The sequence below is a fragment of the Granulicatella adiacens ATCC 49175 genome, assembly GCF_025150565.1.
GTDB lineage: Bacteria > Bacillota > Bacilli > Lactobacillales > Aerococcaceae > Granulicatella > Granulicatella adiacens.
Genome location: NZ_CP102283.1, coordinates 733,323 through 753,533, shown reverse-complemented (window position 1 = coordinate 753,533; position 20,211 = coordinate 733,323). Strand labels below are relative to the sequence as shown.

The window sequence follows — 20,211 nt, the reverse complement described above, 5'->3', positions numbered from 1 at the left end:
TTACCATAGCCTGTAGCCTCTGTCAAGAAGAAGCATTAGAACCTTCAGAAAATACATTAGTTTTCTTTGTTTTGTAGGAAATATTCCTGTTTTCGAAACGGTTATTTAGAAATCGAAAACGTTCATAACCACATTTATTTGACTGTTTTATCTCGATTTTTTGATCATTTAATTCATCGAGCACTCTATATTACCATTTTTTATGTTCATTCCGCAATAAAACGTTCATAAAAAGTATGATAGGATCAAAAAATCCGAGGTTTCCACCCCGGATTTTCCATATAATAAGGTTCAAACAGATCTTTATTTAAAATATTGAAGAAACTCTCCGTAACCTTCTTCTTCGAGTTTATCAACTGGGACAAAGCGAAGAGACGCTGAATTAATGCAATAACGTAGTCCACCTAATTCTTTTGGACCGTCTTCAAAGACGTGTCCTAAATGTGAATCTGCTTGTCCACTTCTTACTTCAGTTCTTTTACGGCTTAGTTTGTAATCTTCTTTCTCCGTTAGAGTTGTATTTTCAATTGGTTTTGAAAATGATGGCCATCCACATCCTGCATCAAATTTATCCTTTGAGCTAAAAAGTGGTTCACCACTGACGATATCTAAATAGATTCCTTCTTCGTAGAAATCATCATATTCTCCTGAGAAAGGTCTTTCTGTGGCTTCATTTTGAGTCACTTCGTATTGAATTTCTGTTAATCGTTTTTTTAGTTCTTCTTTTGAAAATTCCATCGTGGTCTCTCCTATTCAAATTGTTGTCGTTTCGTTTGATGCGGATCTTGAATTCTCTTGAAGAGATGTTCCAAGTCCTTATTCGTTAAATGAACGAGTACGGGTCTACCGTGCGGACAGTTATATGGATTTTTACATTTTGCTAAATCCACTAATAACTGACGTGCTTCCCATTCACTTAAGTGGTGATTGGCTTTAATCGAACCTTTACAGCTCATCATGATCGCTGTAGCTTCTCTTAATTTAGCTACCGTAATCTTCTCGTCGGCCAAGATAAAGTCGATAATCTCTTCAATAATCGCCTTCTCCTGCCCTTTCTTAATCCATGCTGGATGCGATTGAATTTGGAAGGTATTTTGTCCAAATGGTTCCATCTCAATTCCAAACTCCTCAACAAGGGATAATCGTTCTTCCAATTTCACGCTATCCTTCTTCGAGAACTCCAGTAATATCGGAACCATTAGTGGTTGACTGACTCGGCCTACTTGACCAATCTCCACTTTGAACTGTTCATATTTAATCCGTTCTTGGGCGGCATGTTGGTCAATCATATATAAGCCTTTTTCGTTTTGCGCGAATAAATAAGTTCCATGCATTTGTCCAAAATAATGCAATTCTGGGAATTCCTTTTCGAAAGGCTGTGTATCGATTTTCTCAGCTAATTTCAAGTAGTCTGCATGGTCATCGTGGCTGTCCACGAGTTTTTCTTGAAGGACAGGTTCAACTACTTTCCTTACTTGAATAGGCGCATCATCGACCGGTAGAACTTCCACTTCTTCTCTTACATTTTCTGAATAAGAAGGTGTTTCTACGCGAGTAGGCTCCACAATAGGTGTCTTCAATTGCCACTCCAAAGTTTGTTGGACTGGTTTTGGAGCTTCTACCCTGTTTTCTTTGCGTTTGAAGGACAAGTCTTCAATCGACTCAGGAATGCGTTGTACACCCTGTATCGCCTCTCTAATCGCTTTTTGAATTACGAGAGAAAGTTCTTGCTCTTTACTGATTCGAACTTCTTGTTTCGTTGGATGCACGTTCACATCAACGAGTTGTACGTCCATTTCAATCGAAATAATGGTAATTGGGAATCGTCCGACCATTAATGTGGATCCGTATCCTAATGTAATGGCCTTTGCGATTGCCATATTGCGTATTGGTCGTCCATTAATGAAAATCGATAAGTAATTGCGGTTTGAACGAGTGAGTTCTGGGAGCGACGTATATCCTGATACTTTGAAATCTTCGTCTTCTCCACTAAAAGGTAACATCTTACGAGCATTTACGGGTCCAATATTTCCTGCGACTGCTTGCAGCAACTCACCCTTCCCAGAAGTTTGCAATAACAGATTACCGTCATTTTTTAAAATAAAGGCAATTTCTGGGTGACTGAGAGATGCTTTACTCACTACATCCGTAATATGAGCTAACTCCGTCTGCAATGTACGAACGAATTTCAACCTAGCCGGTGTATTATAAAACAAATCTTCAACTAGGAAAGTCGTTCCTTTTAATGGTGGAACGGTCTTCTCTTCTTTGATTTCACCAGACTCGATCTTTAACTCTACGCCGCTGTCTTCTCCGGTAGAAGTTGTCAGCGTCACTTTCGATACGGCCGTAATACTCGCTAAGGCTTCACCACGGAACCCAAGTGTACGAATTCTAAAGAGTTGTTCTGGCGAATAGAGTTTACTCGTTGTATGACGTTTAATCGACATACGAGCATCCTCTTTCGTCATCCCACTTCCGTTATCTTGAATGCGAATCTTGCGAAGACCACTCTCTTCGATTTCAATCTCGATACGAGTACTGCCAGCGTCAATCGCGTTTTCGAGCAATTCCTTCACCACAGAAGAAGGACGTTCGATGACTTCCCCTGCTGCGATTTGGTTTGTCAGTAATGGACTTAATTCTTTAATGGTTCCCATACACTACTCACCCTTTTCTATTTGTTGCCATTTATACAGGATGTTCATTGCATCCATTGGCGTCATGCTCATTAAGTTTAATCCTTTAAGCTCGCGAACCCATTCAGGCATAGTTTCTGCTTCTTCTTCAAAGAGCGATACTTGTTCCACGAAGGTGCTATTTTCATTAGCTGCCCCTTTAGCTTCTAAATGATTTAAAATCGTGCTGGCATTTTTTAACAGCTCTGTTGGCAGCCCAGCCAGTTTCGCCACATGAATTCCGTAACTCTTATCAGCAGGACCTTCTAATACTTTATGCAAGAAGACCACTTCGCCATTTTCTTCAACGGCTCCCACATGCACATTGCGTAAATCTGCATATTTCTCGCTGAGTCTTGTTAACTCGTGGTAGTGTGTTGAGAATAATACTTTTGCAGATAAATGCTCGTGAATATATGTGATGATGGCTTCAGCGAGCGCCATTCCATCATAAGTAGCCGTTCCACGTCCGATTTCGTCAAACAATAGCAAGCTTGTTTCATCGGCATTTCGAAGTGCATGGTTTGTCTCCATCATCTCTACCATGAATGTACTTTGTCCAGAAATTAAATCATCAGCAGCCCCAATACGGGTAAAGATTTTCGTAAAGACTGGAATCGTTGCACTCTTAGCAGGTACAAAACATCCGATTTGCGCTAAGATCACACAGAGCGCTAATTGTCTCATGTAAGTCGATTTACCGGACATATTCGGCCCAGTAATGAGAAGAATATGCTCGTCTGGACTCATTGAAATGCTATTTGGAACATACGTTGATTGTCCCATCACCTTTTCAACAACCGGATGGCGACCATCCTCAATCCAGAGTCTACGGTTCTTCATTGAAATCGTAGGCTTCACCAGGTGATAACGTTCGCTCACCACACTGAAGGCTTGCAGGACGTCTATCGTTGCGACCGTTTTTGCCAATTGTTGCAACTCGGCCGTATAATGTTTCACCTGTTCACGCACTTCTACGAATAATTGATATTCGAGTGCACTTGATTTTTCTTCCGCTTCTAGAATGAGCGTTTCTTTTTCTTTTAATTCAGGCGTAATAAAACGTTCCGCATTCGCCAGCGTTTGTTTACGCTCATAGCGGCTACTATCGAGTTTCGATAGATTTGATTTTGTCACTTCGATATAGTACCCAAACACCTTGTTGAAACTAATCTTCAATGAACTGATGCCTGTTTGCTCACGTTCTTGTTGTTGGAGAGAAGCAATCCATTCTTTTCCGTGTTTCATCGTATCGCGGTACGTATCGAGTGTCGCGTTATATCCTGAACGGATAATATTTCCATCTGAAATCGTCAGTGGCGCATCTTCGTCGATGGCACGGTCGATTAAATCGTATAACTCAGGAATGTCGAATAAGTTTTCTCCAAGAGCGCTCCATGCCTCTGAGTCCAAGCTATCCACAATCGATTTAAAGATTGGTACTTGACTAAGTGTTTGTTTAAGTTGCAAGAGGTCTCGTGCATTGGCGGTTCCAAATGACACTTTTCCCACGATTCTTTCTAAGTCGTACACACGTTTCAATGTTTCGATAAAGTCTGTACGCTCGAAGTAATGTTGGTTCAATGTTTCTACTAATGCATGGCGTTTTTGAATCGCTCCTTCTAATACAAGTGGTTTTTCAAGCCATTGTTTGAGGAGACGTCCACCCATCGCCGTTTGCGTCTCGTCTAAGAACCAGAATAGTGACCCATGTTTTTGGTTGGAACGGATTGTCATCGTTAATTCTAAGTTACGTTTTGTCTCATAATTCATTGAGAGATAGAACTCGCTTTGATATGCTTGTGCTTTTTGTAAGTGCGAGAAACTTCTCTTTTGAGTCAGTTTCAAATAACTTAATAGATTTTGTACGCATCGAACGGAAGCTTCATCTTCTAGTTCTGAGACTAAGTCTGTGCAGTCTTCTGCATTAATTTCATCTTTTTCAATCGTTGAAATCAAGATTTGCATGCTTGTAAACAGATGGCGAAGTTCTTCTGTCACATCACTATCGACAAGAACGACTTCACGGCATAGTAAACTTGAGCATTCGCTACGCACTTCTTCTAAGTTTTCAAGTTGTGTCACTTTTAATTCCCCAGTTGACACATCCACATATGAGAGTGCATATCGTTTCCCAACAAGCGGTAAAATCGATACTAAATAATGGTTTTGATTTTGCGCTTGATATTCTGTATACGTCCCAGGCGTCAAGACTTGAACAACGTCTCTCTTCACCATTCCCTTTGTAAGCTTTGGATCTTCCAACTGCTCACAAATGGCTACTTTCTTTCCAAGTTCAATCAGCGTTTTTATATATTCTTTTGCGGCATGATGCGGAACCCCACACATTGGAATTGGGTCCTCAGCATTTTTATTTCGACTGGTTAGTGTAATTTCGAGAAGTCGTGCTGCTTCAATCGCATCATCATAAAACAATTCATAAAAATCACCTAGTCGATAAAACAATAAGCAATCAGGATATTTTTCTTTAATCGAAAAATACTGTTGCATCATCGGTGTGTGTTTCGTTTTTTGTGGCATTTCGGACTCTCTTTCTAATATTTTATTCAAAAAATGGTGCATCTGGAGTAATACGAATCGGTTGAATGGATTTCGCCTTCCCCGTTTTATCATCAATATCAATCAAACAAGCACTTAATTGGCCTTCGTCGTCTTCTGCCACTTCAAATCTTGCCGGTAATTGATTGAGGAATTTCGTAATAATAATATCGCGGTCCATTCCGAGAATTCCGTTATACGGACCTGTCATTCCCACATCACAAAGGAAGGCTGTCCCTTGCGGTAGAACGCGGGCATCATTTGTTGGGACATGCGTATGTGTTCCAACGACGGCAGACACTTTTCCGTCCAAGTACCAAGACAATGCTTGTTTCTCACTCGTTACTTCGGCATGGAAGTCGATAAAGATAATCGGAGTTCTCTTTCTCGCTTCGTCAACTGCCTCTGTGATTTTTGCAAAAGGATCGTCCAATGTATTCATAAAGACACGGCCTTGCAAGTTGATGACGGCCACTTCTTTGTCGTTACATTTTACATAAACGATTCCTTTTCCTGGAACTCCTGCTGGATAGTTCAGCGGTCGTACCATTTTTGTGGCATCTTCAATGAAATCAAAAATCGCTTTGTTATCAAAGGCGTGATTCCCAAGCGTTACTACGTCTGCACCAGCCTGCAATAACTCCTTATAAATCTTCTCCGTAATTCCTTTTCCATGGGCAGCATTTTCCCCATTAATGACAGTGATTTGCGGTTTATATTTTTTCTTTAATTTTGGGACGTATTGTGCGACCATCTCTCTTCCAAGAGATCCGACAACATCGCCAACAAATAGTAATTTCATAAGAGTGCCTCTTTCTAAATCAATGTAGCTCTATTTTACCATAAAATAAGGCTGGAAAATACCTAGATACAACCATGTAGTATGGAACTCAATTAACATATATGTTAATTTCACATCACTTGTAATAACACCATGTAAATGACCGTTGGGACAAAGATACTCAGCAGCGTATTCTCTTTCCACCACTGCAATAACACTACAATTACGACTGCAATGAGTTCTGGAATTCCAAATGGTGCGTTTATAAACGAAATATCCTTCAAACAATAAACGACTAAAATCGTAATAATCGCTTGTGGCAAGACCGCCGAAATAAACTGCATACGGGAGGATAAATTCGTTTGATTGCGGAGTACTAAAAACGGAAATAATCGAATTGCAAAGGTCACGACTCCACTAGTAATAAGAGCAAGAATAATATACGTGCTACTCATTTTCTTCCTCCTTCATTTGTAGTTTCTCACGTTCGAAGATTGAAATTAAACCGATCATCGTTGTCGCTAAGGCGCACACAAGAAAATATTGTTTTCCAACAAGAATTAACCAGAAAATGGCACTCACGCCTCCAATGATAAATGGGAAGTAACGATCAGCCTTCTTCAATTGGTTCACAAGAATCACGACAAAAAGCGCCGTCATTGAAAAGTCGATTCCCTTTGTGGAGAACGGAAGAAATTCGCCGATGACTACTCCAATGACTGTACCAAAGACCCAATAGAAATGGTTTAAGAGCCCAACATAGACCATTACATTTTCGTCGGTATCAGTTTTCGTTTGTTTCATCCCTACTAAGAGAGAAAAGGTTTCATCTGATAGGGCGAAGATTAAATAAAATGCTTTCCAGCCCAACTTTTTAAATTCTTCAATAAAGCCAACGCCATAAAACAACATTCTGGCATTAATAAATAAAGTCATTAAAGCAATCATCCAAAAACTCATCCCTGCGCTCATAAATGAGACAAGAGCAAATTGCATGGATCCTGCATATACAAAAATACTTGAAAAAATAGAAGCCCAAGCCGGAAATCCTTCTTGTGACATCAAGAGTGCAAATGCAATTCCTAAAAAGATATACCCGAAACAGATGGGTAAACTAATCTTAAATGCTTGTTTCAATTCGTTCATACATTCTCCTAAAAACAAAAAAAGATTGAAAGTCCACTACTTGTGGGCTTTCAATCTTCATTTTAACCTATTTTTATAAAGATTTAAATGTATTCACTACGTTTTCTACAGTGAATCCTAATGTTTCCATGACTTTATTTCCGTTACCTGATAAACCGAAGCGGTCGATCGTCACAGTAGCTCCGTCAAGGCCAACATATTGTCCCCATCCGAAACTTGCCCCCATTTCAACGGCTACACGTTTACGAACATCGCTAGGTAATACTGATTCGCGGTATTCTTTTGGTTGTTCTTCGAATAAGTTCATGGATGGCATTGAAACAACTGATACATCAATTCCTTCTTCTGCAAGAACTTTTTGCGCTTCGATGGCAAGAGCAACTTCAGAACCTGTCGCAATCAAGATACCTTCTGGTGTATCGCATTTTTGAGGACTTACTACATAAGCCCCACGTTTCACACCTTCATATGCTAATTCCTGTGAATGTTCAAGAACTGGTAAGTTTTGACGTGAGAATACGAGTACTGATGGACGGTCTTTTGTTTCTACGGCCACTTTCCACGCAGCAGATACTTCGTTCCCATCTGCAGGACGAATCACGTTTAAGTTTGGAGTTGCACGGAACGCTGCCAATTGTTCGATTGGTTCATGCGTTGGTCCATCTTCCCCAACTGCAATTGAGTCATGTGTATATACATAGATTGCAGGTAAATGAGAAATCGCTGCAACACGCATCGCTGCTTTTAAGTAATCTGCGAATACAAAGAATGTACCACCATAGACACGGTTACCACCATGAAGAAGCATGCCGTTCATCGCAGCTCCCATCGCAAATTCACGAACCCCAAACCAGATGTTTCTTCCTCCGTAATTTTCGTGAGAGAAGTCTGTATCTGCTTTGTTCATTGTGTTGTTTGATGAAGAAAGGTCTGCAGACCCACCCCATAAGAATGGAATATGTTTTCCTAATTCTTGAATTGCAGCTTGGCTTGTTACACGAGAAGCCATTGCTGGGCTACCAAATTCATATGAAGGTAATACTTTTTCTAGATCTACTTCGATGTTTTCTGCAAAGCTATCTTCGAATTCTTTTGCAAGTTCTGGATAAGCTTGTTTATAACCTTCGAATAAAGTTTTCCACTCATTGTAGTCATTTTCACCTGTTTGGACTAATAATTTATCAAAACGGTGTTGTACTTCTTCAGGCACTTCAAATGGGCCATATTCCCATCCGTAGTTTGCTTTTGCTTCTGCAATGCCGTCAGGTCCTAAAGGAGCTCCATGAACTTTATTTGTTCCTTGGTTTGGAGCACCGTAACCAATAACCGTTTTCACTTCAATAATCGTTGGTTTTTCTTTTTGGCATTGTGCTTCTTCAATAGCTTCTGCAATTTCATCTAAGTCGTTTCCATCTTCAACGCGAATATAGTTCCAACCTAATCCTTTGAAGCGTTTCTTCACATCTTCGGTAAACACTTTATTTAATGGTCCATCTAAACAGATGTCATTTGAATCGTATAACACGATTAATTTATTTAATTTCAATGTCCCTGCTAGAGATGCGGCTTCATACGAGATTCCTTCCATTAAGTCCCCGTCACCACATAATACATAAGTATGGTGGTCCACAACTGGGTACCCTTCACGGTTGAATTTTGCAGCTAAATGAGCTTCAGCCATAGCCATCCCAACACCGTTTGCAAACCCTTGTCCAAGCGGACCAGTAGTTGCATCTACTCCATCCGTGTCATGTACTTCTGGGTGCCCCGGTGTTTTACTTCCAAGTTGGCGGAAGTTTTTCACATCTTCAATTGATAAGTCATAGCCAGATAAATGTAATAAAGCATATAACATTGCAGATCCATGACCTGCAGATAATACAAAGCGATCGCGATCGACCCAATTAGAACGTTTTGGGTTCACCTTTAAATATTTAGACCAAAGTACATATGCCATTGGCGCTGCACCCATTGGTAGGCCAGGGTGTCCTGAATTCGCAGCTTGAATGGCATCCATACTTAGTGTACGAATCGTATTCACTGCTAGTTGATCGGTTTTATCAAACATACAATCACTCCTTAAATATAGTTTTCCTTAATAGGAACTTACTACTCTATTTTACTAAATTCAAACATTCTTTTGCAACCGTTATTCTAATCTTTAATAAAATAAAGTAACCCCTTGCAAAATTGATTCAATTTTACTAGAGATACAAATAGTAGAAAAAAAGAGGCTGAAAATCCTCAACCTCCTAATCCTTATTCTTCTCCTCGATTATGTAATCCTTTTTCTTTTTGGATTGCTTTTAGTTTATCAGGAGTCACATCATTTCCTTCTTCGTCAACAATTTTTAATCCTTCAATATGATTACGCATGCCTCCACGAAAAGCCTCCAAATACTCTTGACGTAGGAGTTGTTGTTCTTTTTCTTCTGTAGGTGTTAATTTTCCTTCTTTTTTCTTTTTAGCCAATTCATTGATACGACTAATCTTCTCTGGTGATAACATTTCTTCATTCCTTTCCTTTTATTCGTCCCTAGTGTATCACGATTTATAAAAACTTCCTAAAAATCCGATTTACATACGAACATTTGTTTGATTTTCTAGTATGGTCTATGATAAACTATTTTTAAAGAAGGAGATGTTCCGATGACAAATTTAAAAGATTCAAGACAATTAGATGTTTTACAGTTTATTTATAAAGAAGTTCAAGAACACGGTTATCCGCCAACAGTGCGTGAAATTTGTAATGCTGTTCAGCTTTCTTCGACTTCTACCGTTCATGGCCACTTGTCCAGATTGGAAAAAAATGGATTCATTCAGCGCGACCCAAGTAAACCTCGTGCGATTGAATTAACAATGGCAGGATTAAAGGCCATTGGTGCAAAGGCAACTGCTATTCCTATGCTTGGTGTGGTTACAGCTGGTGAACCAATTCTTGCTGTAGAAGAAGCAAGTGACTTCTTTCCAATTCCACCAGAATTACAAAATGAATCCGACGATCTTTTTATGTTGCGTATTAAAGGGGACAGTATGATTAATGCTGGAATCTTTGATGGTGATTCTGTTATCGTTCGTAAACAATCTACTGCAGCTAATGGGGAGATTGTCATTGCAATGACCGAAGAAGACACTGCTACTTGTAAGAGATTTTACTTGGAAAAGGACCACGTTCGCTTAGAACCTGAGAATGACACAATGGAGCCAATTATTCTTCCAAATTGTACTATCCTAGGAAAAGTAGTTAGCTTATACCGTAGTCATATTTTCTAAAACAGAAAAATCCGCTCTATTGAGCGGATTTTTTTATTTTATTTAAGGCTTCATCGTTACTTTCCCAACTTCTGATTTTCCATCTACTGACCCTTCAGTCGCGATAGAAAATGTATCCAATTTATCCATATTTGTAAAGAGAACCATCATCGCTGTATCTTTACCAGCTTCATTTAATGCCTCTAAATCGACCGTGGATAAAACTGTATTCTCGTCCACCTTTTGACCAACAGTTACTGTTGTTTGAAACGGAGCTCCTTTTAATTCAACTGTATCGATTCCCATATGGACTAACACTTCAAGTCCTTCAGGAGTTTTAATCCCCACAGCATGTAACGTTGGAAAGACATTTACAATTTCTCCTTTAACAGGTGAAGTAATCACTCCACTTGTTGGAAGTATCGCAAAACCGTCTCCCATCATTTTACCCGCAAAAACGGGATCATTCACTTGCGTAATTGGAACTATGTCTCCAGATGCTAGTGCATAAACTACTACTTCTTTATCTTTTTTATTCTTTTTGAAAAATCCAAACATTTTATCTTCTCCTTCTTTATTCAGGTTGAATCGCATGCAATGTATTTGAAAAAATAGAATGCTTTCTTTCCTTATCGATTTCCTTGTAATAACTATACAAAATATCAACCACCACTAAAACCGGAAACTGTGGTGAAATTGTCGTCCCTTGTTCCAAAGCATTTTTCATCGCAATAAGAACCAATTCATCGCATTCATGCGATAGTTCCTCGCTCTTTTTAGAAGTGATTAGAACTGTTTTTGCTCCCTGATTCTTTGCAATATTTACTGCCTTTACCACACTTTCATTTGCCGAAACTGTGATTCCAATGACAAGACAATCTTCATCAACAAGCACACGATTCATAAGCATTGTATGCAAATCCGTGATTGCCTCACAAATCATCCCAAGTCTCATAAACCGAAATTTCATCTCTAATGCTGCTAGTCCAGAGCTCCCTTGACCATATATATATACCCTTTTTGCACTGCTGAGCAATTCACAAACTCGAATTAATTGAGCTTCATTTACAAGGGAAAAAGACTTCGACAAAAGCTCAGCATAATCTTCAAGAACGATTTTAGTCGAATTAATATGAAGAGTCGACTCTTCCTTACTTCTCTTTTCATAATCATAAATAAATTGTCGATATCCGTTATATCCGCATTTCTGGGCAAATCTTGTCAGTGACGGAATGGAAACGAATAAACGATTGGACACTTCTTGTGCCGAAAGAGACACTCCTTCTGGAATTGGTTCTAGAAAATACTGTGCAATTGTCTTTTCAATCGGTGTTAAAGTATCGTAAATAGACTCTATAATCGGAACCACTTTTTTCTCGAATGATAACACCTGCATCTCCCCTTTGCATTTGTTTCTTTTATTATAACATACGATGCATACTCTTTTTTAAAATTAAAAGCAGGCAAACTAGACACGAGGGCTAGTTTACCTGCTTTAGTTAAGATTGATTACTAGTCATCTACACCTAAAATTTCATTGATATTATTTTTATAAAGGATAGCTTTAGCTCCATAAATTGCTTGAATGCCACCTTTCACTTCAAGAACATCAACTGCACCGATTTCTTTTAACGTTGCCTTATTTACTTTTTCAACATCTTTAACAGATACGCGTAAACGTGTGATACAAGCATCTACATCTTCGATATTTTCTTGACCACCCAAAGCATCAATAATACGAACGCTATCTTGTTTTAAGCTGTCTTTCGTTTCCACGACTGGTTTTTCATCACTAGCTAAATCATCTTCAACACGTCCTGGTGTAGCGACATTGAATTGAAGAATAAACCATCTAAATACAACATAGTATAAAACGCTCCAAACAAGACCAAATGGAATTTGTAATAACCAGTTTGTCTTATCATTTCCTTGTAAAACACCGAATAATGTGAAGTCGATAACCCCACCCGAGAATGTATTACCGATTGAAATATTTAAAATATCAGCGATGAAGAAACTTACCCCATCAAGGAATGCGTGAACTACATATAATACTGGACTTACGAATAAGAACATGAACTCAATTGGTTCTGTAATACCAGTAATGAATGAAGTTAATGCAACCCCGAAGAATAAACCAGCATATTTTTTACGACGATCTTTAGGAACACAGTGATACATTGCTAAGCAGGCAGCTGGAAGACCAAACATCATTGTTGAAAAACGTCCAGCAAAGAAACGAGTTCCTTCAGTAAATAGTCCTACATGGTTTGGATCAGCTAATTGAGCAAAGAAGATTTTTTGAGCTCCAACCACAGTTTGGCCAGCTACAACTTCCACTCCACCTAATTCTGTAAACCAGAACATTGGATAAATCATATGGTGTAACCCTACAGCACCACATAAACGCATTAAGAATCCATATAAAAATGTACCAATTGGACCAGCTTGTGAGATATATCCACCAGTAGACACTAATAATTGTTGGAATGGTGGCCATACTAAGAAGAAGATCGCTCCCACAAAGATAGACGCAAATGATGTTACGATTGGAACAAATCGGCTACCACCAAAGAATCCAAGTACTTGAGGTAATTGAATATTGTTATAACGGTTATGTAACCATACAGCTACTGATCCGACTACAACAGCACCGATAACCCCAGTATCAATGGAAGCATCTTTTGCCATAAATAATCCAACAAGCGCTTTAATAGTTGCAGTCATTACTAAGTATCCTGTAACCCCAGCAAGAGCAGCAGTTCCTTTGTCACGTTTTGCTAGCCCGATACAGAGCCCGATACAGAGAAGAAGTGATAGATTTGCAAAGACAACTTCTCCAGCTTGGCTCATCACTTTAAAAATCGCTTGTAATACCTCGTTATTTAATGCAGGGTATGTCGCAACAGTTGTTGGATTGGATAAAGCTCCCCCAATCCCTAATAGCAAACCAGCTGCCGGCAAAATGGCAATTGGCAACATAAATGCCTTCCCTATTTTTTGTAAGACTTTAAACATATGGTTTTCCCCCTAAACTTAAAATGAATAATTCTTATCTTTCCTAGTGTTGATGAATAGCATCAACAAATTTTTTTGTAATGAGTTGTGGACGCGTAATCGCAGAACCTACAACCACACTATAAGCGCCCAACTCTAGCACTCTTTTCACCTTTTCCGGTGTATCAATATTTCCCTCTGCAATTAAAGGATGTTTGATTTGTTTCAAAACCGTTCTTAATATTTCGAAATCATTCGCTTCAATTTTATCACCGTTACTTTGTTTCGTATATCCCACTAAAGTACTTCCGATAAAATCAAAACCAAGTTCATCAGCATGAATCATTTCTTCTACTGTAGAACAATCCGCCATCAATAATTGATCAGGATATTTTTCTCTAATTTCCTTATAAAATTCGTCCAACGATTGTCCATTTGGTCGAGTAGATGAAGTCGCATCAAGTGCAATAATATCTGGTTGAACCGTCATAAGTTCATCTACTTCCTTCATTGTAGCAGTAATAAAAACATCCGAATCGTTATAATCTCGTTTAATAATTCCAATAACTGGTAAATCTACAGCTTCTTTGATTGCTTTTATGTCCACTACTGAGTTGGCCCGAATCCCCTTTGCTCCTCCTTCCTTTGCAGCAACTGCCATACGAGCCATAATATAATCACTATGCAATGGTTCATGCGGCAATGCTTGGCATGATACAATTAATTGACCATGTATTCTCATAAACAGCCTCCTTTTTTAAAACCCTTTCATATCTATCAGTATACTAGCCAAAGAAACCATTTTCAATATACAACGTTTTTTTAGTAAGTAGTTTCAAAAACTGTCTCCATCATTTGTTTCTTTATCCATTTTTCGAAATTACTTTCATACCAGATCATAGACACTACAATAAAAAAAGATGCATGGAAAATTCCATACATCTTTTTCGTTTTGATTCTTCTTATGATTCATATTCATTCATAACTAATGACAGTAACTAAACCTACATTTTTATTAACTGGTGCTTGAATGCATAAATCGTTGCTTGCGTTCTGTCTTCTACTTCCAATTTTGATAAGATATTGGAAACATGCGTTTTTACTGTTTTTAAAGTAATAAATAATTCATCGGCAATTTCTTGATTTGATTTTCCTTGTGCAATTAGAAGAAGAACCTCTAATTCCCGTTGAGTCAAATCATCATGAGGGAAATGTTGTTGCTTCATTTGGATTCTATTCACTAATTTATCAGTCACTTGAGGTTCAAATACGCCGTCCCCTTGATAAGTATCACGAATAGCTTTAGCAATTTGAGAAGCCGAAGAAGTTTTTAAAATATAACTTTTTGCACCCGCATTGATGGCTGGAAAAACTTTTTCATCATCAATGAAACTAGTTAAAATAATGATTTTTGCTTCTGGCCATTGATGTAAAATTTCTTTTGTCGCTTCAATCCCATCCATCTCAGGCATGACTAAATCCATTAAAATGATGTCCGGTTTATAAGATAAAGCTTTCTCTACCCCTTCTCGACCATTCTTTGCTTCAGCAATAACATCGATATCATCCTGCATTGATAAATACGAAGACACGCCTAATCGTACCATTTCATGGTCATCTACTAATAAAACATTAATCATAATTTCCCTCCAAATGACGACCAAGCGGAATTTTGATTTCTATTGTTGTCCCTTGATTTGGGAAACTTACAATCTTCACTTGTCCACCGAGTCCTTGTACTCTTTCTTTCATATTATTGATTCCATAACTACCAGTATGGATATCATCAACGTTAAATCCAACACCGTCATCTTCTATTTTAAAGATTACATTTGAATCTTTCTGTCTTAAGTAGACTTCTAAATGCTTGGCATGAGAATGTCTTAAAGTATTCGAAAGTAAGTCCTGAGCAATTCTAAAGAGATGATCTTCAACCCCTTCTGGCAAAGTAACATCTTCTATATCCCAATGAATTTTCATTTGCACTTTTGTTTGTAATTCCACTAATAAACCTTCGATTCCGGATTTTAAGGATTTATTTTCTAACGAAATTGGTCGAAGGTGTAGTAATAATGCACGCATTTCAGACTGAGCTTGGGAAAGAACATGTTCAATCATAGCTAGTTGTTTTTGTTCTTTTTCATCAAAATGTTGCTTTCTTTCATTCAACGCTGAAATCATCATCATTGCTGCAAATAATTGCTGGCTTACAGAGTCATGTAATTCTCTGGCAATACGTCTTCGTTCTTGTTCAATGACTTGTTCTTTCGTTTCTTCTCCAACATACTGCGGTTTTCTACCAATTTCTTGCAACTCTAGAGATACCGTTTCAATCTGATTCGATATCGCCATTGATTGAGCATAAAATGCTTTTAAATCTAGAATTGTTGCTTCATTCAACCAATTAGATTCATCTTTATCTTTGACCAACTGAAATTGAGCTTTTTGAATCATTAACAGCTGCTCTGTAATTTTTCTTTCTGCCTGACGATTTAATCCATATAAGATAATTGCAGAAACTAATGCAAAAAATAGAAGTATTAAAAGAAATAATGTGATAGTCCCAAGAGTTTCCTGAAAACTAATCTCTTCTAAATGATCAAAATTAAACCATTTTCTAAATAGAAATATGAATACTGTACTGACAATACTGTAAAGAGCTGAAAATAGAAGCCAGCTTTTGAGGATTCGTTGCTTCATGCTTCAATCACCTCAATTTTTCCAGCTACAATAGTCGTATAGATTTTAATTCGCTTACTCGTTCTTTGATAATCTTTACTGTATAGTTGAATCGACTCATTGCTTAGGGTATAAGTTTGCTTTTCAAACTCTATTTCTCCAGCGAAACTATGATGGTGAATCATGACACCGACTCCATACGGAACCAAAATTCGAACTCGTCCAAGTCCTTTTCGTATCACAATTACGTTTTCTTTTGCCGGAAGAATCGTATTTCCTAAATCAATAATGGTATCTCCAACTAATTGTCCAGCATTAATATCGTTCCATTCATAAGGTTCATTTCCAATGATTTGAGATCCTATCCAATCGAAACGTTTAATTTTCTCTGAATCAATCTCTTCCTCTCTAGAATTCACAAAAATATATTCTTGCTGATCTTTTCTTTGAAAAATAGTCGTTATCTTAGAAAAAGACGAACTATCCTGACTAAATAATAGAATGAGTAATGCCCCTATCATGCCTAACCAAATCCCAGCAGTAGACAGTAAAGGCAATACCATAAACAAACCACCAAAACATAAGCCTAAATTTTTCATAAATTTAACACGTCTAAAAAGAACTAAACTACTTACGATAGTAGCTACTCCAAGTGCAAAGATGATAAATAAGCCCATTCTTGTAGTAAGTTCAATGGCTGAAACAATCGTTCCTAATAATAATACAATGAGCATTCTTTTAATATTTTTCATCTTCTCACCTCCATATAGGTATTAGTATATCATCTTCTCACATACAATCCTATCATGAAATAATTTCAAGACCATCAGTCTAAAGAATGATATACAAAAAAAGCTAGGAAGTCTCCTAGCTTTTTAATATGAATTAAGCAGATTGAATATCAATAATTCTGATCTTCATTTCTCCACCTGGAGTTGGAATTACTACCTCTTCATTTAATTTTTTACCAATAATCCCTTTGGCAATTGGAGAATCATTTGAAATCTTACCTTCAATTGGATTTGCTTCTGCACTACCAACAATTGTATAAGTTTCTTCATCTCCATCTGGTAATTCGATAAACGTAACTTTTCTACCTAATGATACAATATCTTTTTCAACATTGTTATCGTCAATTATTTCAGCAAAACGAATCATTTTTTCTAATGTTGAAATACGACCTTCAACAAAAGCTTGTTCATCTTTAGCTGATTCATATTCAGAGTTTTCTGATAAGTCACCGTAACTACGAGCAATTTTAATTCGCTCTACAATTTCTTTACGTTTAACGACTTTTAATTCTTCTAATTCCGCCTCAAGTTTTGCTTTTCCTTCAAGCGTCATTGGAAATACTTTTTCAGTCATACGACTCTCCCCTATATTGTTTTTTAGATTATCTCAATCTACAATGCTAAAACTTTAACATTTTATAGTGAAGATTGCAAGCCCTATTCATTATTTTTATATGATTTAAAGAAATTTTAGTGAATTTTTTGTATAGAAAAGACCTTTGAAACAAGTTCAAAGGTCCAGAAATTAAGCTAATTCTCTTAAAATAGAAGCTATTTTTGTAGTCATTAAGTCAATTGCAACTGTATTCGATCCACCCTCAGGAATAATGATGTCTGCAAACTTTTTAGTAGGTTCAATAAATTGATGATGCATTGGTTTAACAACAGACATGTACTGATGAATGATTGAATCAAGTGTTCTACCACGTTCCACCATGTCCCGTTTAATGCGTCGAATAATTCGAATATCATCATCTGTATCTACATATACTTTGATGTCCATCAAATCACGTAAACGTTTATCTTCAAGAATAAGGATCCCTTCAATGAGAATGACATCTTTTGGTTCTTGATGAATTGTTTTATCACTTCTTGTGTGATTTTCGTAATCATATACTGGTTCTTCAATCGATTCAAATTTGATTAATTTATTCATATGTTCAATTAATAAATCTGTATCAAAAGCAAATGGGTGGTCATAGTTTGTTTTTAAACGTTCTTCAAACGGCATATGGCTTTGATCTTTATAATAGTAATCTTGATCAATTTTTACGATCGTTAATTCCGGGAAATTCTCCAAAATTTTTCGGCTAACACTTGTTTTCCCACTTCCTGAGCCACCAGTAACTCCGATAACAATTGGCTTTCTCTTTTCCATGACCTTACTCCTTATCCACATATTTAGCTTTTAATTCTAAATGTTCTTCATACGTTTTCGCAAAATAAATTTCTTTCGTATGAATATCCGCTACAAAGTATAAATAGTCCGTTTTTTCAGGTTCTAATGCGGCTACAATAGAATCCTCACTTGGACTATTATAAGGTCCTGGCCCTACACCATAATTTTGGTATAAGTTATATGGAGAATCAACTTCTAAATCTTTCAATGATAGAGCTTCTTTATGTTCTCCTAAAGCATATTGTACAGCAACGTCTGTTTGAAGCATCATGCCTTTTTCAAGACGATTATAGAAGACACTAGCGATCTTCTTACGATCCTCGAGTTTAACCCCTTCTTTTTCGATTAAGGAAGCTAAAGCCATAATTTGTTGTAAAGTATAAGGACTTGCTTCAATTTGGGAGTAGTATTTTGATAATACTTCATCTGTTTTAGCAACCATTTCAGTAATTAACATTTGAAGTGTTTTATTATCGTTCATATCATAAGTTGCTGGGAAAAGAAATCCTTCTAGAACATACTTCACATTATATGAATTATATGACTGAGTTAATAATTTTGGATACTTCTGAACTAACAATTCAATAAAACTACTATCCTGAACTTTAGCCATAAAATCTTCAGCTGAGTATTTCGTTGATTTTGCAACTTCTTTAGAAATATCACTCAGTTGCTCTCCTTCTCGAATCACAACCTTCGTTGCGTTCAAGTTTTTCTCTTTTCCTTTACCCGAAAGCTCTTCAATAATTTCATCTAAAGTCATGCTTTTTGAAACTTGATAAGCTCCTGCCTTAAATCCTGCGACATTTTTAAATTTTAAATAGAACGTGAAAAATTTTGAATTACGAATAAACTCTTTTTCCTTCAAATGATTCGCAACATCTTTAACAGATTCCCCTTGATTAATTTCAAATTCAACCAATTCTGTTTGTTCGCTATCTACAGGTTTTACTTCACCATTAATGTAGTTCCAAGTAAAGATTCCTCCAATTAGAACAATTGCTAGAAGTGCAATCATGAAATACTTCATAATCTTTTTAATAATAGACGTTTCCTTCTTTCGGATATCTCTTTTAGAATCCGTCTCGGAAATTAAGGAATGCTTTTTATGTTCATTTTGAGACATTGTTTTCCTCCTAAGATAGTCACATAAGGTAACCATAGTTGTAGTTATTATACCCTATTATTATAAAAAAATGAAGAAACTCAATTAGAAAAGGGAGTTAGAACGTTCATATAACAATATTTTAAGCTAGTTCATATTCAATAAAAGGTAACAGTCTCTATTCGTACTGTTACCTTTTGGGGATTTATTCGACTGAATATCTTAGAATTGTTTTTTGCTTTTCTTCGCTCGTTCTGTTTTTATTTGTTAAATAGATTTCAAGGTGTACATTAGACGTTCTTTTTAATTGTAATTCTGTAGCCAATTTATCCATCTTCTCAAAAGATTGAGGTTCGTCATCAAAACTTCCTAAGTGTAAAATTTGAATCGCTTTTTCCCCTTCAAATTCTTTAAAAGAGATTCCCTCATATAAATTATTAGGCTTTTTTTGCTTTACGATTTTCAAAGCTTGGTTATAGATTTCTTCAGTGATGAAATCTGGTTGTTTAATCATTAAAGTATAACTTAAATCATTCTTATCAAACTCAACCTTATCCCCTTTTTGCCATAGACCTTCTAAAGGAAAAACGGTAAAATCATTAATTTCATTATTCAATGCTAATTTTTTAAACAACATCTTGATACCATAGGCCACTGAATATAAAGCGGAAATTCTATTTGAGAAATCTTCTTCATTTGGATTTCCTTTTCCTTTAATCGTAATGAACTTTTGCTTTGGAACATCTACTAATACAGCTTTAGTTTTTACACCGTATAATTCTTTCTCTTGTTTTCTCCATTCATACTTCATTTTTCTCACGCCT

At 36.9% G+C, this 20,211-nt stretch carries 20 protein-coding genes; 1 reads left to right on the top strand and 19 read right to left on the bottom strand.

The window, feature by feature from the left end:
- Window positions 1-303: 303 nt before the first annotated feature.
- The 8 genes from msrB to NQ540_RS03820 form a co-directional block, all read right to left on the bottom strand.
- Complete coding sequence (gene msrB / locus NQ540_RS03855) at window positions 304-738, bottom strand: peptide-methionine (R)-S-oxide reductase MsrB (RefSeq protein ID WP_005605138.1); 435 nt, start codon at window positions 736-738, stop codon at window positions 304-306.
- 11 nt (window positions 739-749) lie between these two features.
- A complete protein-coding gene (gene mutL, locus NQ540_RS03850; RefSeq protein WP_005605137.1) occupies window positions 750-2,660 on the bottom strand; it encodes a DNA mismatch repair endonuclease MutL in 1,911 nt (636 codons plus the stop codon).
- Between the two features lie 3 nt (window positions 2,661-2,663).
- Entirely contained in the window at window positions 2,664-5,219 is a 2,556-nt protein-coding gene (mutS, locus tag NQ540_RS03845; protein ID WP_039848742.1) for a DNA mismatch repair protein MutS, read from the bottom strand.
- Between the two features lie 22 nt (window positions 5,220-5,241).
- Window positions 5,242-6,039: a TIGR00282 family metallophosphoesterase gene (locus tag NQ540_RS03840; RefSeq protein ID WP_005605135.1), complete on the bottom strand. Its 798-nt coding sequence runs from the start codon at window positions 6,037-6,039 to the stop codon at window positions 5,242-5,244.
- Window positions 6,040-6,149: 110 nt separating this feature from the next.
- Window positions 6,150-6,473: a branched-chain amino acid transporter permease gene (locus NQ540_RS03835; protein WP_005605134.1), complete on the bottom strand. Its 324-nt coding sequence runs from the start codon at window positions 6,471-6,473 to the stop codon at window positions 6,150-6,152.
- Window positions 6,466-7,164 (bottom strand): AzlC family ABC transporter permease, encoded by a 699-nt coding sequence (locus NQ540_RS03830; protein ID WP_039848741.1) that lies wholly within the window; start codon window positions 7,162-7,164, stop codon window positions 6,466-6,468. The genes NQ540_RS03835 and NQ540_RS03830 overlap by 8 nt, the downstream gene beginning before the upstream one ends.
- 73 nt (window positions 7,165-7,237) lie before the next feature.
- Complete coding sequence (gene tkt, locus NQ540_RS03825) at window positions 7,238-9,232, bottom strand: transketolase (RefSeq protein ID WP_005605130.1); 1,995 nt, start codon at window positions 9,230-9,232, stop codon at window positions 7,238-7,240.
- Between the two features lie 191 nt (window positions 9,233-9,423).
- Window positions 9,424-9,672 carry a DUF896 family protein gene (locus tag NQ540_RS03820; protein WP_005605128.1) on the bottom strand — a complete coding sequence of 83 codons (249 nt, stop codon included), beginning with the start codon at window positions 9,670-9,672 and terminating at the stop codon, window positions 9,424-9,426.
- A gap of 141 nt (window positions 9,673-9,813) precedes the next feature.
- Between NQ540_RS03820 and lexA the strand changes: the two genes are divergently transcribed.
- Complete coding sequence (lexA, locus tag NQ540_RS03815; RefSeq protein WP_005605127.1) at window positions 9,814-10,437, top strand: transcriptional repressor LexA; 624 nt, start codon at window positions 9,814-9,816, stop codon at window positions 10,435-10,437.
- Window positions 10,438-10,479: 42 nt separating this feature from the next.
- Here lexA and NQ540_RS03810 read toward each other — a convergent pair whose 3' ends face one another.
- From NQ540_RS03810 to NQ540_RS03760, 11 genes are all read right to left on the bottom strand, one after another.
- Window positions 10,480-10,974, bottom strand: coding sequence for a PTS sugar transporter subunit IIA (locus tag NQ540_RS03810; protein WP_083788958.1), 495 nt, complete (start codon window positions 10,972-10,974; stop codon window positions 10,480-10,482).
- Window positions 10,975-10,990: 16 nt separating this feature from the next.
- Window positions 10,991-11,806 (bottom strand): MurR/RpiR family transcriptional regulator, encoded by an 816-nt coding sequence (locus NQ540_RS03805; protein WP_050755080.1) that lies wholly within the window; start codon window positions 11,804-11,806, stop codon window positions 10,991-10,993.
- Window positions 11,807-11,928: 122 nt separating this feature from the next.
- Window positions 11,929-13,434 carry a PTS transporter subunit EIIC gene (locus NQ540_RS03800; RefSeq protein ID WP_005605121.1) on the bottom strand — a complete coding sequence of 502 codons (1,506 nt, stop codon included), beginning with the start codon at window positions 13,432-13,434 and terminating at the stop codon, window positions 11,929-11,931.
- Between the two features lie 43 nt (window positions 13,435-13,477).
- Window positions 13,478-14,155, bottom strand: coding sequence for an N-acetylmannosamine-6-phosphate 2-epimerase (locus NQ540_RS03795; RefSeq protein WP_005605119.1), 678 nt, complete (start codon window positions 14,153-14,155; stop codon window positions 13,478-13,480).
- A gap of 262 nt (window positions 14,156-14,417) precedes the next feature.
- Window positions 14,418-15,053 (bottom strand): response regulator transcription factor, encoded by a 636-nt coding sequence (locus tag NQ540_RS03790; protein ID WP_005605116.1) that lies wholly within the window; start codon window positions 15,051-15,053, stop codon window positions 14,418-14,420.
- A complete protein-coding gene (locus NQ540_RS03785; RefSeq protein WP_272876336.1) occupies window positions 15,046-16,113 on the bottom strand; it encodes a sensor histidine kinase in 1,068 nt (355 codons plus the stop codon). The genes NQ540_RS03790 and NQ540_RS03785 overlap by 8 nt, the downstream gene beginning before the upstream one ends.
- Window positions 16,110-16,844 (bottom strand): cell wall-active antibiotics response protein LiaF, encoded by a 735-nt coding sequence (liaF, locus tag NQ540_RS03780; protein WP_005605111.1) that lies wholly within the window; start codon window positions 16,842-16,844, stop codon window positions 16,110-16,112. The genes NQ540_RS03785 and liaF overlap by 4 nt, the downstream gene beginning before the upstream one ends.
- A 133-nt stretch (window positions 16,845-16,977) precedes the next feature.
- Window positions 16,978-17,457 carry a transcription elongation factor GreA gene (gene greA, locus NQ540_RS03775; protein WP_005605110.1) on the bottom strand — a complete coding sequence of 160 codons (480 nt, stop codon included), beginning with the start codon at window positions 17,455-17,457 and terminating at the stop codon, window positions 16,978-16,980.
- 171 nt (window positions 17,458-17,628) lie between these two features.
- Entirely contained in the window at window positions 17,629-18,261 is a 633-nt protein-coding gene (gene udk / locus NQ540_RS03770) for a uridine kinase (protein WP_039848740.1), read from the bottom strand.
- Window positions 18,262-18,265: 4 nt separating this feature from the next.
- Window positions 18,266-19,408, bottom strand: coding sequence for an endolytic transglycosylase MltG (gene mltG, locus NQ540_RS03765; RefSeq protein WP_005605107.1), 1,143 nt, complete (start codon window positions 19,406-19,408; stop codon window positions 18,266-18,268).
- Between the two features lie 184 nt (window positions 19,409-19,592).
- Window positions 19,593-20,198 carry a GyrI-like domain-containing protein gene (locus NQ540_RS03760; RefSeq protein WP_005605106.1) on the bottom strand — a complete coding sequence of 202 codons (606 nt, stop codon included), beginning with the start codon at window positions 20,196-20,198 and terminating at the stop codon, window positions 19,593-19,595.
- Between the last annotated feature and the right edge of the window lie 13 nt (window positions 20,199-20,211).

Excerpts from the sequence above, each read along its gene's own strand:
- tkt (WP_005605130.1), bottom strand. The coding sequence starts at position 9,232 with ATGTTTGATAAAACCGATCAACTAGCAGTGAATACGATTCGTACACTA.
- mltG (WP_005605107.1), bottom strand. The coding sequence starts at position 19,408 with ATGTCTCAAAATGAACATAAAAAGCATTCCTTAATTTCCGAGACGGAT.
- NQ540_RS03785 (WP_272876336.1), bottom strand. The coding sequence starts at position 16,113 with ATGAAGCAACGAATCCTCAAAAGCTGGCTTCTATTTTCAGCTCTTTAC.
- NQ540_RS03760 (WP_005605106.1), bottom strand. The coding sequence starts at position 20,198 with ATGAAGTATGAATGGAGAAAACAAGAGAAAGAATTATACGGTGTAAAA.
- NQ540_RS03830 (WP_039848741.1), bottom strand. The coding sequence starts at position 7,164 with ATGAACGAATTGAAACAAGCATTTAAGATTAGTTTACCCATCTGTTTC.
- lexA (WP_005605127.1), top strand. The coding sequence starts at position 9,814 with ATGACAAATTTAAAAGATTCAAGACAATTAGATGTTTTACAGTTTATT.
- NQ540_RS03840 (WP_005605135.1), bottom strand. The coding sequence starts at position 6,039 with ATGAAATTACTATTTGTTGGCGATGTTGTCGGATCTCTTGGAAGAGAG.
- NQ540_RS03790 (WP_005605116.1), bottom strand. The coding sequence starts at position 15,053 with ATGATTAATGTTTTATTAGTAGATGACCATGAAATGGTACGATTAGGC.
- msrB (WP_005605138.1), bottom strand. The coding sequence starts at position 738 with ATGGAATTTTCAAAAGAAGAACTAAAAAAACGATTAACAGAAATTCAA.
- NQ540_RS03810 (WP_083788958.1), bottom strand. The coding sequence starts at position 10,974 with ATGTTTGGATTTTTCAAAAAGAATAAAAAAGATAAAGAAGTAGTAGTT.
- NQ540_RS03800 (WP_005605121.1), bottom strand. The coding sequence starts at position 13,434 with ATGTTTAAAGTCTTACAAAAAATAGGGAAGGCATTTATGTTGCCAATT.
- NQ540_RS03795 (WP_005605119.1), bottom strand. The coding sequence starts at position 14,155 with ATGAGAATACATGGTCAATTAATTGTATCATGCCAAGCATTGCCGCAT.
- udk (WP_039848740.1), bottom strand. The coding sequence starts at position 18,261 with ATGGAAAAGAGAAAGCCAATTGTTATCGGAGTTACTGGTGGCTCAGGA.
- liaF (WP_005605111.1), bottom strand. The coding sequence starts at position 16,844 with ATGAAAAATATTAAAAGAATGCTCATTGTATTATTATTAGGAACGATT.
- greA (WP_005605110.1), bottom strand. The coding sequence starts at position 17,457 with ATGACTGAAAAAGTATTTCCAATGACGCTTGAAGGAAAAGCAAAACTT.
- mutS (WP_039848742.1), bottom strand. The coding sequence starts at position 5,219 with ATGCCACAAAAAACGAAACACACACCGATGATGCAACAGTATTTTTCG.
- mutL (WP_005605137.1), bottom strand. The coding sequence starts at position 2,660 with ATGGGAACCATTAAAGAATTAAGTCCATTACTGACAAACCAAATCGCA.
- NQ540_RS03820 (WP_005605128.1), bottom strand. The coding sequence starts at position 9,672 with ATGTTATCACCAGAGAAGATTAGTCGTATCAATGAATTGGCTAAAAAG.
- NQ540_RS03835 (WP_005605134.1), bottom strand. The coding sequence starts at position 6,473 with ATGAGTAGCACGTATATTATTCTTGCTCTTATTACTAGTGGAGTCGTG.